Below are 17475 nucleotides of genomic sequence, written 5' to 3'. Positions count from 1 at the left end.
TAAACATCACGCTTCTTTTGCGCTACGAGGTATGTTCGTAATTGTGTCGGTGCCTGTGCATCACACATTAATGACAATTCAACAAAAGGTATGAATATGCAAAGAAAAGTCAGCCATTTGCTTATATGGCTGACTTTGCGTTTTGATAATATACAATTGTAGTTATTTCGTATAATCTCACAAGTATTAATCCTTTTTTCTTCGAATTATGTTAATCTTTATATAGGTCAAATATCATGTCACAAGGAGGGTTCTTAAGTATGGGAAATGAGGGGAAAATAAATATACTTTTGGTAGACGATCGACCAGAAAATCTAGTAGCGATCGAAGCAATTATTGAAAAAGATGAATACAATTTAATTAAAGCTTCTTCAGGAGAAGAAGCGCTTAAATGCTTACTAAAAGATCGATTCGCCCTCATTCTATTAGATGTCCAAATGCCTGGAATGGATGGTTTTACGACAGCGAAAATCATTAAAGCTCGCGAAAAGACCAAACATATCCCGATCTTATTTATAACGGCAAATAATATGGAATCGGAACATATTTTTATGGGCTATTCTGTAGGTGCTATTGACTACATACTCAAACCTGTTGATCCACTTATTTTAAAAGCAAAGGTGGAAGGGTTTGTCGACATTTACAAAATGGAACGTAAGCTTGTGCAACAAGCAGCTATGTTAACTACTAAAACAGAAGAGTTAAAGGACGCTAATAAAGATCTTTCTGAAACAACTTCTAAATTACTATTATCAGAAGCATTAGCTAATGTTATTAGTGAAACGTCACTAGACTCTATGATTATCTTAGATAAAGACGGAGAAATTTTACGGGTGAATCCTTCAGTTGTCAAGAAGCTTCAATATCAAGAAACAGAGCTGCTCGGCAAAAATATTAGAGTACTGTTTACCGAAAACAAATCGGCAGATTATATAGAAAGTCTTTTTATGAAAATACACCGCTATGGCAATCTACGTGGTTATGAAAGTTTTAAAGAAATTCATGTAACGAGAAAAGATGGGACAACTTTTCTTTCGGAAATCCAAATTGGATGGAAAATTATCCAAGACAAAACGATCATTGCCTATACTATACGGGATATTACGGAGCAGAAAAAAAGTGAAGCTTTAATTAAACATATGGCCTATCATGATTTCTTAACAGACTTACCAAATAGACGGGCATTCAATGAAACACTAGTCGGTCATTTGAAGAAAGCAAGAGAAGAAAATCAACCATTAGGGATTATGTGTTTAGATATGGACCGCTTTAAATATATTAATGATTCTTTGGGTCATTCGATTGGCGATCGTGTTCTTCAAGAGGTTTCATGTAGACTTACCGGTAGTATAAGAAATATGGACTTTTTGGCAAGAGTTGGTGGGGATGAATTTAACATTATCTTACCAAACACCGATAGGGAAAGCGCATTAGAAGTTGCGGCTCATATATTAGAAGAACTTCAAAAGCCGTTGTTAGTTAATGACTACGAGTTGTATATTACAACGAGCATTGGACTAAGCATCTTCCCGTATGACGGAGAAGATTTTTATGAACTCATTAAAAATGCGGACATTGCATTATATCAGGCAAAGGAACAAGGAAAGAATAAATATCATGTATTCCATACAGGAATGAATATGCAATCCTACCGATCTTTTATTATGCAAAATGATTTGCGAAAAGCAATTGAGCGGGACGAGTTTGTACTTGTTTACCAACCTCGAGTGAATGTTGCCACCGGAAAAGTGGAAAGTGCTGAAGCTTTACTCCGTTGGAATCATCCAAACTGGGGTTCTGTACCACCGAGCGAATTCATTCCTCTTGCAGAGCAAACCGGACAAATCATAGAAATTGGCGATTGGGTGTTACGGACTGCCTGTCAACAAATGAAGCGTTGGGAGGAAAATGGTTACCATTCCATCCGTCTTGCAATAAACTTTTCTGCACAGCAATTTATGCAAAAGGATCTGTTGTGTACTATAGAGAGGATTTTAGAGGAGACCAAAGTAGCTGCCAATCTTTTAGAAATTGAGTTAACCGAATCAGCTTTGTTAAAAAATGAGGATTTTATCATTGAGACATTACAACGGTTAAAAGAATTGGGCATTACAATCAGTATTGATGATTTTGGGACAGGTTACTCTTCCCTACACTATTTAAGCCGTTTACCAATTAGTGTACTTAAAATCGATAAATCCTTTATTCAAGGAATAGTAGATGAGACAAGTGATAACAGGACGATTACTTCAACAATTATTACGCTGGCAAAATCCTTAGATTTAGTGACCGTTGCTGAAGGCGTAGAAACTGAGGAACAGCTTGAATTCTTGAGTTTGCATCAATGTGACGAAGTCCAAGGATATCTATTTAGCCCACCTGTTCCACAACGAACATTTGAAAAAATGTTACAAGACAACGATATGGTTTTTAATAGTAAGGTTCAGCATGAAACTATAAAAGTAGTTAATGAACAAATCGAGAATCCCATCCCAGTAGCATTAGAACAGCTTCAGAAGCAATATTCGATCACTGCTAGAGAAATAGAAGTTTTTGATTTACTACTAGAAGGGTTAAGTAATAAAGAAATATCACAAGACCTCTATATAAGTGAACATACAGTAAAAAATCACATTTCTCGCATTTTCCAAAAATTAAATGTAACGGATCGAGCGCAAGCTATGGCGATGGTGTATCAATATTGTGTTAATAAATCAGATGGTGTTATTGGCATTTAGCAACTTCCCCATTAGGAAGCTGAATGCTAGAAGGGATGATAGGAATTGAAGATTAGAACAAAATTATTGCTGTCATTAAGTCCGCTATTACTACTCCTACTTATGCTTATCGTTTTTGGAAGAGTCCAAATGAACAGTTATAATGATACGTCCACTACGTTGGAAACGAATTATAATCTATCCGTCTTAGCCACATCAATTCAACGAGATATAAAGGATGAAGCAATAAGTTTGCGAAATCTTATACTTTACCGAGATGAGGATATAATCCAAAGAGAAATAGCAGCAATCGAAAAACAAAGTGAACGAGTCGCCGAAAATATTGCTCTTCTTGGAACTCAGGCATATTCAGATGATCATAAACAGATAATGCGTGAGATAAACAATAACTATATAGAATTTGATCACTACAAGGATCAATTAATTGAATATGTATTGAATGGCAAAAGGAACGATGCAATTGTCCTAATGAACGATAAGTCAGCAGATATTCAACAAGAATTCCAAGACTTGATTTCAAATCTCACAACAGCACTCGAAACAAATATGTATGCTTCCCTAAAAGATGAAAAAGAGAGATTCACAAAGAATGTCCTCATTGAATCGATTATATCAACTTTAATAACCATTGTTATTATCATTCTGCTGTTTAAAGGAATTTGGTCCTTCTCATCTCGTTTAAACAGAACAGCAAGCGTTATGAGTGGTATTGCGAATGGAGAGTTGGCCTTGACTACAGAAGTAGAAGTAAAGGGCAAAGATGAGTTTGACGAAGTAGCTACATCCTTTAACCAAATGACAGACTCGCTTGCAGAACAAATGAAAAAACAAAAAGAGCTAACGTGGACAAAATCAAATATAGCAGAGATTACAACGAGCATTAGTGGAGCAAGAAACGTAGAGTCATTGGCAGAGACGTTCTTATCTAAGATTGTTCCCCTTGTGCGTGGAAATCATGCTGTTTTTTATGTGGTTGATGCTGAAGAGGAAGAAGCGATCTTTAAATTACGTGCTTCCTATGCTTTTAAAGAGCGCAAACATATGACAACATCGTTTCGTGCTGGTGAAGGGTTAATAGGACAATGCGCCTTAGAAAAAACACCAATTACTTTGTCAAAAGTTCCGTCAGACTACATTACCGTGAAATCCGGACTTGGAGAAGCACCTCCGTTAAAACTGTATCTTTTGCCAATTCTTTTCGAAGGCGAAGTTAAAGGAATTGTAGAAATTGCTTCGTTCGAGTCGTTAGGTGACAAAGAACAGACATTGCTTGAGGAACTCATAAATGATTTAGGCATTATTTTGGAAAGTATAATCGGTAGAATCAAACAGGCAAAACTATTGGAAGAAACGCAAATGCTTATGGAAGAAATCCAGACACAATCGGAAGAATTACAGTCTCAACAAGAAGAGCTACGTGCAACGAATGAAGAATTGGAACAACAAACGATGACACTTCTCGAGTCGGAACAAAGACTCCAACAACAACAAGAAGAACTTGAAGAAACGAATACGGAATTAGAAGAGAAGACAAATCGCTTAGAAAAACAAAACAGATTGTATGGCGAAAAAAATAATCAACTTGAAATTGCAAGAAGTGAACTAGAAGAGCAAGCGAGACAGCTAGCATTAAGTTCAAAATACAAATCAGAGTTTCTAGCAAATATGTCTCATGAACTCAGAACACCACTCAATAGTATGTTGATCTTATCTAATTTATTGGCGGATAATAAGGACGAAACATTGACGGATAAACAAGTTGAATTTGCTAAGACGATTCATTCATCCGGAAAGGATTTACTCGGTTTAATTAACGATATCTTAGACTTATCTAAAATCGAATCGGGTAAATCGAATGTGAAGGCAAGTCGCGTATTTTTAAACGAGTTGGCGGAAACGATTGAAAGAAGCTTCAGGCCAGTAGCTAATGAAAAGCATCTAGGTTTTTCGATTGTACTGCATGATGACTTGCCAGAATTCATTTATACGGATAATGCAAAACTCCAGCAAGTCTTAAAAAACTTATTAGCGAATGCCTTTAAATTTACCGAGCAAGGCGAAGTAAGGCTAGAAGTTTCCAATGTCTATACGAATGAGAATCGTCCATTCATTCAATTCTCCGTGAAGGATACAGGAATCGGCATTGCTAAAGATAAGCTGGATCTCATTTTCGAAGCCTTCCAGCAAGTTGACGGGACAATAAGCCGAAAATACGGCGGCACAGGTCTCGGACTGTCCATAAGTAAAGAAATTGCTATGCTCCTTGGCGGTAAAATCACTCTTGAAAGCGAAGAAGGAAATGGAAGCACATTCTCCTTACTCGTAAGCGATTATCAAGAAGAAAAGATTGAAACACTCGAGAAAGTATATGAAGAGGCAGCAGTTACAGTTGAAGATGTTCAGCCTAAACTGCAAAACACTTCCATTCTATTTGAGCCTGCCATAGAGAAACAGTCAGTAGAGGAAAATAGTCATATTTTAAAGCTGCTTATTGTGGAAGACGATTTGACACAGAGGAATAGTATGATGGAATTACTCGGTGATATGGACGTCATTATGAAAGCTGTCTCAACTGGCACAGAAGCACTTGATGAATTAAGGAGAAATAATTTTGACTGTTTGATTCTTGATTTGGGGCTAACCGACACAACAGGATTTGATTTGCTTGAAAATATAAAAGATAAATACGATCACTTAAAAGTATTTATCTATACCGGCAGAGATCTAACACTTGAAGAGGAAAATAATTTAAATAAATATGCAGACATCATCATCATCAAAAATCAACATTCGCCACAAAGATTAAAGGAAGAGCTAGGGTTATTTCTGAACAAAAGACAAACGGAGAGAGCGAATGTCACACCGGTAGATATTGATAAACAACTGAACAACGAGGCGCTTGAGGGGAAAAATGTTCTTCTCGTTGATGATGATATACGTAACGTTTATGCCCTATCCAGCACGCTTGAACAATACGGGATGAATGTTAGCTTCGCAGAAAATGGGTTAGAAGCTCTCCGCATATTAAAAGACGATCCGAGCTTTAATCTTATTATAACGGATATTATGATGCCGGAAATGGATGGATATGAAGCGATGAAACAGATTAGACAAATGCCTACTTACAAGCATCACCCTATTATCGCCTTAACTGCTAAAGCAATGAAAGGAGACAGGGAAAAAAGCTTACAAGCTGGGGCCTCCGATTATATTATGAAGCCCGTTGACACTGATCAATTACTTTCATTGATTAAGGTTTGGTTGTTTAAACACGAAGGGGATTCCGAGTTAGAATGAAGGATCGACAAAAAACGTATACTAGTTCTCCACAGGACCTTGAAAGATTAGAAATAGATTTATTCTTACAAGGGATATACGAATGGTATGGCTATGATTATCGGGATTACGCCTACCATTCCATTAGAAGGAGAATATGGCATCGTGTTCACGCAGAGAAGTTAACCACTGTTCTTGAATTATTGAACAAAGTATTGCACAACCCAGACTGCATGCAAAGACTGATGGAGGATTTTTCAATAAATGTAACTGAAATGTTTCGGGATCCTTCGTTTTTCTTACACTTTCGCAAAGAGGTAATACCCATCTTACGGACCTACCCTTCTATTCGAATTTGGCATGCAGGTTGTTCAACCGGAGAAGAAGTATACTCCATGGCAATCTTGCTTCAAGAGGAAGGGCTGTACGATAAGACCAAACTGTATGCTACAGATATTAATACAAATGTACTTCGAATCGCCAAAAGCGGGCAATTTCCCTTATCCAATATGAAAAAGTATACGAATAATTACTTGGAGGCAGGAGGGAAACGGGCGTTTTCGGAGTATTATAAGGCGACTACTACTAAAGTGAAATTTGATGCTTCATTATCCAAGAACATTGTTTTTGCACAGCATAATCTTGTCACAGATCGTTCCTTTAATGAATTTCACGTCATTTTATGCCGGAATGTTTTAATCTATTTCAATAAAGACTTACAAGAAAAGGTTCATCAGCTGTTCTATGAAAGTTTAGTTATGTTCGGCCTTCTTGGTCTCGGTGATAAAGAAACGTTATCTTTCACGTCAAAAGCAGATTGTTACAAGGAATTAAGCGGAAAACAGAAGCTATATCAAAAGATGAAATAAAAAAGACAAAAATAGAAGTGCTCCCCGAAGAGTCAGATGATAACTCTCAGGGAGCACTTCTATTAGCTAATAAGCAAAGAATCGTCATAAACAAATTCGGTACCGGGAATTTCTTGGTTCCTATTTCGCAGTGCGCTCATCTTATTGATGACGGATGCTAAGCGCTTCTCATCCTTTCGGCATAAATTAGAAGCAATGCCATAGTGATACGTATCTCCTTTAGCCTTGTCTTTCCATCGTAGTGTACCTTTTAAATTGAATTGCTCGTCCATCACGATAAATTTGAATTTAAACTTGAAATCGGCATTAACCGGTAGTTTCAAAGAGGATTGCACCTTCACTCCTCCTAGACTAATATCTTTAACTAATATTTCGGTTGCCCCAACATCCACTCTTCTATTATTCACTTCAGTAATCGTCATCTGTCCCAGTACTGGGAATGGAAAGTCAAATCGATAGAACTTTCTTTGTTCATGCGCCGGTTTAACATCTTGTTTGACTGGTTTAATATAGCCAACACGAAGCAGTTTTTCATACATATCAGCTGGCACAGGTTTAGAAAAAAGATATCCTTGAATATAATCACATTCTTTTTGTTTCAAAAAATGAAACTGATCGTATTCCTCTACCCCCTCAGCAACAATTCTCATGTCTAATCCCTTTGCTAAGTGAAGGATTGAAGAAACGATAACCTTGTCCTTTTCATTTGTAGTACTCATATTTTGTATAAATACTTGGTCAATTTTTAACGTATCAGCGTGGAATTCACGTAAATATTCGATGGATGAGTAGCCAGTCCCAAAATCATCAATCGCAATTCTAACACCAAGTTCTTTTAACTCTTTTATAGTGGAAAGGACACTTTTATCAAATTTTAATAAGGAGTGCTCCGTTATTTCAAATTCTAAACAGGTAGCTGGTATATTGTAAATCTCTAATTGCCTCGTAACAAATTCCACTAACCCCTTTTCCATTAATCGTACCGGCGATATATTAACAGAAACTGATTGGACAGTTAACCCCTTTTCCTCCCAGTTACTCAATTGACGGCAAACTTTTTTAATTACCCAGTCACTGATCCGGTTAATAAGATGGGTTTCCTCTGCTATAGGAATAAATTCTCCTGGAGAAACAAATCCCCATTCATGATGATTCCAACGCAACAATGCTTCTGCTCCAAATATCATTCCTTCCGTATTAACTTGAGGTTGATAATAGATGTCAAAATCTTCATTCTCAATCGCTTTTGCCAAGTCTTTTTCAATCTGAAGCTTCTTATTAAAATTGGCGTTTGAATCTATCTGGGATACGTTTGTTTTATTATCTGGCTCTGCAATCGTGGAAATACTACAGAATCTAAGTAGTTTAGAAATTACACGCTTCATAATGAAGATCTCCTTTCTTTTCATGGAGTCTTTCTATTATTTTATGAATATCATTAAAAAATGGCTTGACCACAAAATCCTTTGCCCCTAATCGTAATGCCGCTTTCATATTTGCGTTAGTGGAAAGGGAAGAACACATAATGACCTTTGCTTTCGAGTTCATCTCCATGATTTCTTGTAATGCTGCTAATCCATCGATTTTAGGCATAGTTATATCAAGGAAAACAATTTCTGGTTTTACTAATCGATACATAAGAACAGCTTGTTCCCCGTTGGAAGCCTCAGCAAAATTGGTGTGTCCATATTTTTGTAAAATCTGTTTTAACCAGTTCCGCATAAACTTTGAATCATCAGCAAGTAATATCATCTATGTCTCCCTCTTTCTTTTGTAATCTCTAGTAATTAACCTTATATTCATTCTCGTATATGCAGCTAAAAAGAACCATCACCTGTCCTTCTCATTCTTTACAATTCAATAGGAATAGAGGATAGGAAGTCCTTCCTAGTTCTAGTTGGTGGATGAGACGTATTAAAAGACGTTGTGACACGAAAAGTTGTATATAATGGAAATATATAATGGAAAAACTCCATAACGAAGGAAGTGCAGAACAATGGATTTAGAAACGGTAATGCAAGAACTCGAATCTCTCGGGAAAGAACGGACGAAGAAAATATACATATCCAATGGCGCACATGACCCGCTATTCGGCGTGGCGACAGGTGCGATGAAACCGATTGCGAAGAAAATCGGAATCGACCAAGCTCTGGCTGACGAGCTTTACGATACAGGCAACTATGACGCCATGTACTTTGCAGGCATCATCGCAGATCCGAAAGCGATGACCGCGGCGGATTTTGACCGTTGGATGGATTCGGCTTATTTTTACATGCTGTCCGATTACGTCGTGGCCGTAACGTTGGCAGAAGCGGATATTGCGCAAGAAGTGGCCGATACGTGGATCGCGAGTGGTGAAGAGCTGAGGATGTCAGCCGGCTGGAGCTGCTATTGCTGGCTTCTAGGAAATCGCCCGGACGTTGAATTTTCCGCGGACAAGCTTGCTGGCATGCTCGAAAAAGTGAAAAACACGATTCACGAAGCGCCGGAACGAACAAAGTCCGCCATGAATAACTTCATGTACACGGTCGGCGTTTCATTCGTGCCGCTCCATGAAATGGCGGTTGAAACAGCCAAGGCAGTAGGTTCGATTGAAATGAAACGGGAGAACAAGAAAAGCAGCATCCTCAACGCTTACGAGAATATTCAAAAAGAAATAGACAGAGGAAAAATCGGTTTCAAACGCAAATATGTAAGATGTTAAATCCCCAAATATCAAGGGCATTGATCCAAGGATCATTGCCCTTTTTCCATACATCCGAATTCATATAACCTATAGGTTGACCAACCAAGGACTCCTCCTATTGCGACATATAGTAAGAGTGAAGCAGTAAGGAGGTTATCGTATGAGCTCACAGTATTGTTGCTGTTCGAATAGAAGACATGAAAATTACGAATGCAAAGGCAGGTGTTGTTCAGCATGCTGCCATTCCGATTGTTGTAAGCACTCCCACCACCGTCATGGTTGTTGTCGGCAGAGTGGCAGCCATCATTTCAGGATTCGATTGGCCGGATTGCAAGACGGGCTTCTTTACAGACTACATCGATTGTTATGGAATGAAGCACAATTCAAGCTGGAGGATGGCACGGAAGTGAAAGGGACAATCGTCTCGGTCGGGTCAAATTTTGTTGAAGTGCTCCTGGAAGACACCAATTCCCAAGAAGACGAGACAACCCTCGCCTTGGAACTGGAAGGAAATGAAGAAGAGTCGGCAACCGAAGAGCGGGAGCATCCAATCGGACGGACGTGGATTTTTTCCATCGATAAAATCGCGTACGTGGAAGTTCCCCGGGGAGAAGCCGCACTGTCCTAGTCCTAGCAATCACAATCCAATCAGAATGAAGTCAGCTAACGCATAAGCTGACTTCTTTTTTTCGTAACTACACATGAATCAAGCAAATTCGACCCATCGGGATTTCAATTTCCTTTTCATCTACGGATAGACAGATCGTGTCCCTGTTCACCTGCTTTAAATTACCAAAAAACGTTGCATCTTCCGTCACGACTTGAAGTGAGCGTGATTCCAGTGTCAATAAATAGACGTCCAACCGCATTCTGAAAAAGAGATGGATCAACTCAGGCGAGGAAGCTACCATCTCTCCGAAACGATGGGTCAGTGCCTGCTGACAACCTGGGGAAGCGTCCTTCAGTGTCGGGTCAGGAAAAGGTTCGGCAAATCGACCGGCGGGCTTGATCTTTTCGATTTGTACATACGGTAAAATGAACGTACCTTCCACTGCTTGGAGTACGACAAAATCGAACCCCGCGAGCGTCACCTTTCCCACGACAGGCTTTCCAGCTCGAATGGGAACTTCAACGGATAGGCCAATTAATCCATCGAACACTTTTTGATACGTTTCATTCGCCGATCGATCATCCGATAGAGCTAGATCGAGCAATAAGTTATTGGCGTCATAGATTTTTTCAAGGAGCTCAGGAGGCAAGTTATCCGTTGGAGAAGGCAGTTGATGGTTGGAGGGAGTTTCCGGACATCGCTTCCGATCATCTTCATTTTTCATGTTGCATACCTCCTTTCTATGTGAAAAAGAGAAGAGAAAATCCTTCTCCTCTCCCTACTGCTCCAATGGCGGCAGTTCCGCAACCAATTTATCGTGAACGCGCATAATGCCCCACATGCCTTGTTCGATATCCCATCGGATATTTCCAGATCGGTACAAATAGTCCCCCGGGAACTTCCCGTAGGCCCCTGCTCCTCCAAGCAACTCCAAGTTTTTCACCGCTCCCGCGACGTGAAATCCGACAAAGGCTTCTGTCCGCGATTCGATGTCTTTCGTATCAAATCGCCAACGATGTCCATGCAAATGGAAAGAATGCGCTCTTCTTCTTTCAGCCGGCGTCACTAGCCGGATCGTCACGGGATCTCCTGCATAACATTCAAAAACGGGAGTCGCCGGATCCCCGAACACTTTCGAACTGAACAACTCATGCAGCTTCGGATGTTTTCGATAGCGATTGATCAATCGTTCGCTTCTATAATTAATCCCTCTGGAACCTTGGTCGTACGTATCGAGTAAATCTTCGTCCAACTCTGGCGGCGGGACTAGAATTCCGTCAACCGGATCAAAGATGACCTGCCCTTGCTTATCGTACAACCGCAGCCCGTCATGCAGTATGACGACAAACTCTCGAATATCGGGCAAGAACGGATTTCGCAACACAACATTTGCCCCCGATTTCACGGATTGCAACGTATACGGATCGACATACTCCGTTCCTCTCGGCTCCGCGATGAAAGCCCCAAATGCTCCTTGTGATCTATGGTTTCGAATATCCGCCATATCCCATAGCCCACAAGCGCCTACTTGGCAATCGACCACCCAACGATACGTCCGCTTCTCCCCCGGTCCTACTGTTTGGTCGCCATTGAATCCGACGGTTTCCCCGGCAGACGTTTTGACGTCGTATTGAATTAATTGAGGATGCAAGGAAATGCGTAAAGAAGGTGGATAATATGCTTGTTCTTTTACGATCGGATATGGATAGATCCCATCCAGAAACGGAAACTTCTCCAGCTCCAACTCGCTCGTCAATGTCACTTCTACGGTATCCCCTACATTGGCCCGGATAATGAGAGGCTCCGGCTTTTTCGTTCCATTTACAATGGCCTCCTGATCTTCTCGCAAGGCGAAAATGATGCCATGCGGATCATGATCACCGAATTCGTTATATGTCAGCTTCGTATGAAAAGCGACAACGTCAAAATAGCGGACCGGCCCCTCGACAGGGTGAATCGTCGGATCTTCTGCTTGCGGCGGCTTGTTGCCCGTGTATTCCGGCAACGGCTTGGAACGCTTTAACGGCTCCGGTCGGTCGGATAATGAAATTAAATCCGGCACTTTCTCATCGTACGCCCGGATCAACCCCCATAGCCCGTTCCATAAATCCTCCTCCGTTTCAAACGCCCATAAGTAGTCGCCCGCTCTCTCGATATACGTTTCCATCGTAAATGATTCCGAAATTCCGATATGCTGCTGTTCTTTTAATGACGAATTCAAACTGCCCCGCTCTTTATGCCATCTTAGCCCGTGCACGTTGAAGCTATGGGACTCTTCTTGCGAGCCTTGCAACAGCCGAATCCGGATCGAATCCCCTTCATACGCCCTCAAAATCGGTGTAACGGGATCTCCATTTTGATAAGAGCTGAACGTATAAGCCGGATCACAGTCTTTCCCTAGCCGGAATTGCAACGGTTCGTTTTTGTAATTCACGCCGAATAAACCCGGATCGTCATCGGAACTTGGAAACTTTGGCGGTTGCAGCGGTTTTCCGTTTTTATCAAACAATAACGTGAAATCCTGTACAAATAATGCAAAATCCCGGTAATCCGGAATCAATGGATTCTTCGACGTAATTTGCGTTCCATGCACGACAGGCTCTCCTGTTCGCGAGTCGAGGAATTCCGTAAAGCGGGGATGGACCACACCAGAGCCGAAAACACCATGCTGTTGATGGGCGTTCGGATAGAGGTGGTCATGGAAAAACCACGCTTTCAATTCGGCCTCTGCATAATAGCAATACGTTATCGTTTCGCCCGGCAATACGGAGGAATCGTAGTTCCAGCCGACATTCGCCCCATCATTCACTAACACATCGAATTTAACAAAATGGATATGAAAGCCAGTTTCATATGTCCGGGTGACAAGTTGGAACGCATCTCCGTCCAAAATATGCGGCAGACGATTCGTATAATTTATTTTAAAAGACGTATGCGCAGGCGTATGGATGACGAGTGGCTCCGGCTCTTTTCTCCCTGCACAAATATCGTCCAAGTCTTCATCCAACACATATATTCTTCCTTTAGGATCATGCCATCCATGCTTATTGTACGTAATCGGCAGCTCGATCAACGAGATGTTAAATTCCCGTTCGGGTGCGCCTTCGGGGCTCGGATCCGTAAAGACGGCTCCCGGTCTCGGATTTTGGATCGCAGCATGCTTCTCCAACTCGGTTAACCCCCGCCCCCCTACGATGCCAAGCGGTGGACGTGGTGCTTTATAGCCTACCTTGCCGGGAATGAAATTCGGAAATCCCGGTCTTTCGGCTGTCGGCATAGGCGGCGCTTTCCGGTCGGGCAGCGGGTGCAGCGGCTTGATCGGAACGCCATTTGGATAACACTGGCTTCCATCTTGACGCGTATCAAATACCCGGTTCAGTCCCCACATGCCCGCCGCAAAATGCGGGTATAAGTGGCAATGAATGACCGAATCGCCGAAAGAACCTTGCAAGCTGCCTAATCCGTAAAGCGGTTCCACTGTATAATGGGTTTGGGGACTGATCGATTGGGCGTCGATGATCTCGGATTCAAGATCATCCGGATCGCTCAGCCATTGATGGACATGGTAATGAAAAACATGCGTCTCCTTCACACCCCCGTGAACGACCCGGATTTTTGCGGGATCTCCGACATAGCCTCGTAAAATAGGGGTCGAGGGATCTCCATACACCCACGAATCATGGTGGACTTCCTCCCCTTCACAATTGGGACAGACGACCCCTTCGGCAATCAACTGCTGCCGTCGATTAATCGGTTCGAACCGATAATTCGCGCCGTGGAACGAACTTTCCTCCTGGTTCGTCAAATGATGGATCGGCCGATTCCCGGTCAGATCATCCACTTCCATTTCATCATGGAACACCCATGCATACTCGCGGAACGATGGCAAAATAGGATGGTGGATATCCGCGTACACCCCACTATTCATCGGCTTCCCCGTCTCCGGATCCGTCCACCACGAAAAACGCCGTTGAACAAACAGAGCTCCGAATAATCCATTTCCATTCGAGCCATTCTCGCTGCTGGAAGGGTGCCCCAAATCCGAAAAGAAATAGATTCCCTCTTTCACAACGCGGATCCGATATAGATAGGATTCGCTAGGCGGCACCGTACTATCTTCATTCAACCCGACGTTCGCGCCATCCGCGGTACGGACATCATACTCTGCTTGCTGGAAATAAAGCCCAACGTGAAACGGCAATTTATTCTCCAGCATGATTTCCACCGTATCCCCTTCATTCGCCCGAATAATGAGGGGCTGTACGAGATCGACCGGCATGAACGGATTTTCCTTGACCAACTGCTTCACTTTCTCTTCGTTCTCTTTCAACACATACATCATTCCGTTCGGATTATGGTCGCCGAACGTGTTCAAGACGATCCGAATCGGAATAGCGACTACGTGATACTTTCTGAGCATTTACAACCCCCTCTTTTCTAGCTGTCTTTCAGATGAGGGATTTTGGCACCAATCCCTGTTTCAATATAAAAGACTTCAATGGAATGGATATGCACCGACCATTCCTTTCCCTCCAATGCAGGGACGGATGTCGTCTCTACATCCAAGACGACCATGTCCTCAACAATCGACTTGATTTTCCCAATGAACATAAAAGGAAAGGCTTCGGTTAAAATAAATACTCTGCGCCCCATATTCTTTCGAAAAGAAAGGATGATCCCTTCCTCTTTTTTGTCATTGAATGATTTACGTCCATCTATCCGAGCCAATTGCGGCCCCTCCTCGCTTATGTTAGTGGAAATGCCATATCACTCGGCACATCAGTCGAATACGAGACGATCTGCTCAAGGGGAATGCTTAACGGAAAGGGAAACCGATAAAACGGGGCATTCACCATTTTGATAATGACGGGTGATAACGTCAGATGACCTTCTTGGACATCCGACACCGTCCCTGCAAAAATAGGCCGGAATACTTGACCTAATAGATTCAATTGTGTCGCTTTCGTAATGACGAGCAGCTCTTCCCCTTTCAACAGTTCCAACTGTCCATGCAAGTTTTCTTCTATTTGTCCCATTCACTACGCCCTCCATCCCTTTATTCTTTCGCTACAGGCCGTAACGACTTGTTTCCCGAACCGTTTCCAGAGAGAAGCTAGCCCGATCGTTGTGATCGATCGTATTTCGGATAACGGGATTCGTTGCTCCGTACTGTTTCGTTGTAAAACGCAAACCGTTTTGGAAGCGCCTTTCAATTTACCGAAGACTGACGATTCTACTGTGTTGACCTCCACCCAGACACCTTTCCAAGTCGAAAGATTCGTATGGAGGGTTTCCTCAAAAAATTGGCGAACCAATGCATCTTTAGAAGCTACGGTTTCCCCAAAACGCAACACAAGTTTTTGCTGAAGTTGGTTGTCGTAAATATGGTGTTGATGCGGGGTAGAATAAGTAGGAAACCCAAAGGGGATGGTTGCGGAGTCGATCGCTTCATAAGGAATCCAAATCCGCTTTTTCAAATCGGTCACCATGACAAAATCTCTTCCGATTGCAGCAACCTTTCCTTCGGTTGTAATCGTTTCATTCTGCTTGTTTGCTGAAATAATGACGACTTGCTGATGCCGCTTCATTTTAAAAAACTGTTTCAACAGTAGGGTTTTCCGACGGGATTCATCTCGACGAATGACATGAAACAGATTTTTCTGCTGGATATATTCCGTGAGAATCCGGGTTTCCTCCGCTGAAACCGCGCTCGTCGGCGATGAGTATGGTGGAAAACTCGGCTTGTTGGACTCCGAATGCTCCCCTGTCGCCAACTCACTGAACTCTTTCGACATGTTTGGGCCCCCTTCCCTTATTTGATGAACTGCTCCAATTGGTCGGCAATTTCCTCGATATTCACTCGTCTCGTCCCAACCGCCATAGTATGTTGCGATCGGATACGGTCTTGCGGATCGACGATATACATAGAAGTGGAATGGGTGACAAACCCCTCAGCATTTTTCGTATAGGTGAAATGAAAGCTTTGTGTAAATTGCTTCGTCTCCTCTTCCGTGCCTCGTAAAAACAACCAATTCGGGTTCAATATCCCCATATTTTCCGCATATTGACGTATTCTTTCTTCCGTATCAAATTCAGGATCCAGTGTAACAGCCACGATGATGTACTCATCGTCCGCGATTCCTTTTTCCTGCATCACCCCCTGGAGTTCTTGTAACTCAATAAAGGTCATCGGACAAACATCCGGGCAATTCGTAAAGAAAAAGGTAACGAGCTTCGGCTTATCTTGCTGTGACACCTCTTTTCCATTCACTTCAGTAAATGGCCATTCGTTCACCGTTCCAATTTGTGGGAGTTCAAGCGTGCGGGGCCACAACAAGTAGAATGCAACCAATCCAAGCGTGAGGATAACGATGCTCCATACGATTCTCAGCAGCTTCATCCCTTCCTTTATTTTGTTAGCGAATTGCGTATGAAATGATGGACAACTGTATGGAGCGCGGCACAAAAAATGACAAGACTCATTAGATTAGAAGCAAGTGACGCTTCCGTTTCAATAGGGATGTTGCAAATCGCCGGGTTTTGAAGGACAGCGCCAAACATCATGCCCATGATGCCGCCAAGAGCCCCGTTATACAGGCCGTTCAAAGAGGCAGGAGCTTTCATGAACGAACCGAATTTCCAACCGATCCAAAGTCCAGCGAAGGATGGGAGATAATACGTAATGGAATGAAGCGGGAGAAGCAGTTGTAAATAAAGGGCGATGACGAATGAAGAAATCGTGGACAGCGCCATACACATCATTTTGATATACCGATCGTCAAAAAGGATATGCTTCTTCCGAAATACATTGTAAATATAAACCATCTCGCCGACATTCCACAGAAGCAAAACGAGGATGAGCAACAAGGCGCCTCACGACCTTTTAATGGAACTTAAAATGACAATCATACTAATCGCGAATAAAATATGCAGCCCCAAAACGAATAGCCTGGGCATCTCAACAACGGTTCCGATCATCGGTGCCATTAATCCGACAACCGCCCCATTCGTTAGGCCTGTCACAAACGTCTGATAATCGAAAAGTTTGCCGAATAAGGCCCCCGTTCCCATTCCGATCAGAGCGGAGAGCATTGTAATATACGTAAAGTGGAAAGGAAACTGAAGAATGAACAGCACACCGGACAGCATTGCCGCCATTCCGCCCATAACGATGCTGACATTCATCCCCAACTGAAAACCGATTCGCTTTTTGATTCTCCGCACATACAAATAAAAGATGAGAAACAAACAACTATCCACATAGATGAAAAGCCAGATTGGCATATCCAATTCTTC

At 42.1% G+C, this 17475-nt stretch carries 16 protein-coding genes; 6 read left to right on the top strand and 10 right to left on the bottom strand.

Features of this window, described 5'->3' with window-relative positions:
* Positions 1-260: 260 nt before the first annotated feature.
* The 3 genes from NIT04_RS02860 to NIT04_RS02850 are packed head-to-tail and all read left to right on the top strand — an operon-like array spanning position 261 to position 6883.
* The gene (locus tag NIT04_RS02860; protein WP_252502103.1) at positions 261-2738 is read left to right on the top strand and encodes an EAL domain-containing protein; all 2478 of its coding nucleotides are present in this window, start codon (positions 261-263) and stop codon (positions 2736-2738) included.
* Positions 2739-2783: 45 nt separating this feature from the next.
* On the top strand, positions 2784-6035 hold the full coding sequence (locus NIT04_RS02855) for a response regulator (RefSeq protein WP_256470568.1): 3252 nt from the start codon (positions 2784-2786) through the stop codon (positions 6033-6035).
* Positions 6032-6883: a protein-glutamate O-methyltransferase CheR gene (locus NIT04_RS02850; protein WP_252502102.1), complete on the top strand. Its 852-nt coding sequence runs from the start codon at positions 6032-6034 to the stop codon at positions 6881-6883. Before NIT04_RS02855 ends, NIT04_RS02850 begins: the two co-directional genes overlap by 4 nt.
* 62 nt (positions 6884-6945) lie before the next feature.
* On the opposite strand, the gene NIT04_RS02845 is transcribed toward NIT04_RS02850, so the two are convergent.
* Both NIT04_RS02845 and NIT04_RS02840 read right to left on the bottom strand, forming a co-directional pair.
* Positions 6946-8268, bottom strand: coding sequence for an EAL domain-containing protein (locus NIT04_RS02845; protein WP_252502101.1), 1323 nt, complete (start codon positions 8266-8268; stop codon positions 6946-6948).
* Complete coding sequence (locus NIT04_RS02840; RefSeq protein ID WP_252502100.1) at positions 8249-8635, bottom strand: response regulator; 387 nt, start codon at positions 8633-8635, stop codon at positions 8249-8251. Before NIT04_RS02840 ends, NIT04_RS02845 begins: the two co-directional genes overlap by 20 nt.
* A 244-nt stretch (positions 8636-8879) precedes the next feature.
* On the opposite strand from NIT04_RS02840, the gene NIT04_RS02835 reads away from it, so the two are divergent.
* The 3 genes from NIT04_RS02835 (at position 8880) to NIT04_RS02825 (ending at position 10197) form a co-directional block, all read left to right on the top strand.
* Positions 8880-9587: a DNA alkylation repair protein gene (locus NIT04_RS02835; RefSeq protein ID WP_252502099.1), complete on the top strand. Its 708-nt coding sequence runs from the start codon at positions 8880-8882 to the stop codon at positions 9585-9587.
* 179 nt (positions 9588-9766) lie between these two features.
* Entirely contained in the window at positions 9767-9979 is a 213-nt protein-coding gene (locus tag NIT04_RS02830) for a hypothetical protein (protein WP_252502098.1), read from the top strand.
* Positions 9976-10197, top strand: a complete 222-nt coding sequence (locus NIT04_RS02825; protein WP_252502097.1) for a hypothetical protein — start codon at positions 9976-9978, stop codon at positions 10195-10197. Before NIT04_RS02830 ends, NIT04_RS02825 begins: the two co-directional genes overlap by 4 nt.
* 67 nt (positions 10198-10264) lie before the next feature.
* On the opposite strand, the gene NIT04_RS02820 is transcribed toward NIT04_RS02825, so the two are convergent.
* From NIT04_RS02820 to NIT04_RS02785, 8 genes are read right to left on the bottom strand one after another with little or no spacing between them, the layout of a single operon-like run.
* Positions 10265-10903, bottom strand: coding sequence for a hypothetical protein (locus NIT04_RS02820; RefSeq protein WP_252502096.1), 639 nt, complete (start codon positions 10901-10903; stop codon positions 10265-10267).
* A 54-nt stretch (positions 10904-10957) separates the two neighbouring features.
* Positions 10958-14599, bottom strand: a complete 3642-nt coding sequence (locus tag NIT04_RS02815; protein WP_252502095.1) for a multicopper oxidase domain-containing protein — start codon at positions 14597-14599, stop codon at positions 10958-10960.
* A 17-nt stretch (positions 14600-14616) separates the two neighbouring features.
* On the bottom strand, positions 14617-14907 hold the full coding sequence (locus NIT04_RS02810; RefSeq protein WP_252502094.1) for a hypothetical protein: 291 nt from the start codon (positions 14905-14907) through the stop codon (positions 14617-14619).
* A gap of 17 nt (positions 14908-14924) precedes the next feature.
* On the bottom strand, positions 14925-15215 hold the full coding sequence (locus tag NIT04_RS02805; protein ID WP_252502093.1) for a hypothetical protein: 291 nt from the start codon (positions 15213-15215) through the stop codon (positions 14925-14927).
* 3 nt (positions 15216-15218) lie between these two features.
* Positions 15219-15974 (bottom strand): hypothetical protein, encoded by a 756-nt coding sequence (locus NIT04_RS02800; protein ID WP_252502092.1) that lies wholly within the window; start codon positions 15972-15974, stop codon positions 15219-15221.
* 17 nt (positions 15975-15991) lie between these two features.
* A complete protein-coding gene (locus NIT04_RS02795) occupies positions 15992-16579 on the bottom strand; it encodes an SCO family protein (RefSeq protein ID WP_252502091.1) in 588 nt (195 codons plus the stop codon).
* Positions 16580-16587: 8 nt separating this feature from the next.
* Positions 16588-17043, bottom strand: coding sequence for a hypothetical protein (locus NIT04_RS02790; protein WP_252502090.1), 456 nt, complete (start codon positions 17041-17043; stop codon positions 16588-16590).
* A gap of 9 nt (positions 17044-17052) precedes the next feature.
* Positions 17053-17463, bottom strand: a complete 411-nt coding sequence (locus tag NIT04_RS02785; RefSeq protein ID WP_252502089.1) for a hypothetical protein — start codon at positions 17461-17463, stop codon at positions 17053-17055.
* Positions 17464-17475: the final 12 nt, after the last annotated feature.

This window comes from Sporosarcina sp. Marseille-Q4943, assembly GCF_943736995.1.
Lineage (GTDB): Bacteria > Bacillota > Bacilli > Bacillales_A > Planococcaceae > Sporosarcina.
Note: the sequence above shows the minus strand (reverse complement) of the source record. Positions and strands in the feature narration are given on the sequence as shown.